Raw genomic sequence first — 1,765 nt, forward strand, 5'->3', positions numbered from 1 at the left:
AGGGCTCGCAGAGATTCAACATGCGTGTTTGATGTTGTCCGGGGGTTCGGTGCCGTAGGCATCGAGGTAGGCGGCCACGTCTGCGGGGGTGGTGAATCGTGCTGTGGAGCGAGGGACGGTGCATTCGTGCTGGTCCAGAAGGGGTTGGGTCTCCTGGATCGCGCGGGTGATGGTTTGCGAGCTGGTCTCGAAGAGTGCGCCGAGGAGGGCGTGGGTGAAGCAGCCGCGCTGATAGAGGACGGTGGCCAGGATCCGGTCGGCGTCAGTGAATGCCTGTCTGGGGCCCGCGCCGGGGGCCCGCTGTCGTTCGCGGCCGCGTCGGTGACGGCGCTGGTGTTCCCGCTGGGCGGCCTGGATGGGCGCCAACTTGCTGATCAGGGTGTCAAGTTGTGGGCGGGTGAGGCCGGTGAGTTCTGGATCGATGAGCCGGGCGTGCTGCCGGGCACCCCATTGCCGCAGTTCCGCTCCGTGTGGAGTGCGGGTGGTTGTGGGGCCGCGCTGTTGGGTGTGGAGGGTGTAGTTCCAGTCGCCGTGGAAGCGGTGGCGGGTCATCGTCAGCGCGTCGACCTGGGCGTCGTCGACTTTCACGCCGGTGGGGTAGGTGCCGGTGTCGAGTTCGGCGCGGACTGTCAGTCCGGTGCGGGTGGTGGTTGCCGCAATGGACTGCAGGATGACTTCATGGCTGGTCAGGGGCCTGCCGCGCCAGTTCATGGAGATGTGGGAGAACAGCCGGTGCTCAATCCGATTCCACTTCGATGTGCCCGGAGGTAGGTGACAGACGGTGATTTCAAGGCCGGTCTCGGCGGCCAGGGCGGCAAGTTCGATCTTCCATGCCCGGGTGCGGTAGCCGTTGGAGCCTCCGGCGTCGGCGGTGATCAGCAGACGCTGGGCGCGAGGGTAGTCGCCCTGTCCGGCCCCGCGCCACCAGCGGCGGATCGAGGCGACCGCGAAAGCGGCGGTGTCGTGGTCGGTGCCGACACTGACCCAGCCGGAGTTCTGGGCGATGTCGTAAATTCCGTACGGGATCGCCTTGCCGGGCCCCTCCCGGTCAAGAAAGTCATGCGTTTTGACCTTCACTGGATCGCCCGTGGGCTGCCACTCACGCCCCGCGTTCTTGTACTCGCCGACCAGTTCCTTCTTCTTGCTGTCCACGCTGACCACCGGGTCCCCGGCGCCAGTGTGGTCCCTGGCCTGCTCGTTGATGTAGTGGAACTGGGCGTCCCGGTCCGGGTGCTGCTTGCCCTCTATGGTCTTGGAGTTGGCCTGCAGACTGAAGCCTTCCTCCCGCAGCAGGTCACCGACAGTGTCGGCGCTGACCTTGTGCCCCTGGCGGGTCAGCTCGGCGGCCAGGTTCCGGGTCGACTTGGTCGTCCAGCGCATCGGCGACATCGGGTCCCCGCGCATGTCCGGCTCGACCAGGGCCAGCAGCGCGGGCCGGAGCCCCGCATCCAGGTCAGCGGCCTTCTTCCGGCCGCCGCCGGGCCGGCGGACCCGCCCCAGAGGCTCCCCTCCCGCCTCCAGCTCATCCACTCCCTTCCGGACCGTCGTCTCGCTGGCCTCGGCTGCCCGAGCAACGGCCCGGATCCCACCGTGGCCCAGGAGACGGGCCTCGGCTCCCATCAGCAGACGCTGCTGCCGCTCGTCCAGGTGCGGGAACAACACCCCGAACTTCAAGGCGAGTCGATCCCGAATCTCATGAGGTATTCCCATACCACGTCAACGAGCCAAATCGCCGGAAGCAACACGTTGAATCTCTGCGAGCCCT

1 protein-coding gene is annotated in these 1,765 nt (G+C 67.0%); it reads right to left on the reverse strand.

Features of this window, described 5'->3' with window-relative positions:
* Window positions 1-15: 15 nt before the first annotated feature.
* Window positions 16-1,710, reverse strand: coding sequence for an ISAzo13 family transposase (locus QMK30_RS38220; protein WP_283522931.1), 1,695 nt, complete (start codon window positions 1,708-1,710; stop codon window positions 16-18).
* Window positions 1,711-1,765 lie beyond the last annotated feature (55 nt).

Source organism: Streptomyces sp. H27-C3 (assembly GCF_030063415.1).
Lineage (GTDB): Bacteria > Actinomycetota > Actinomycetes > Streptomycetales > Streptomycetaceae > Streptomyces.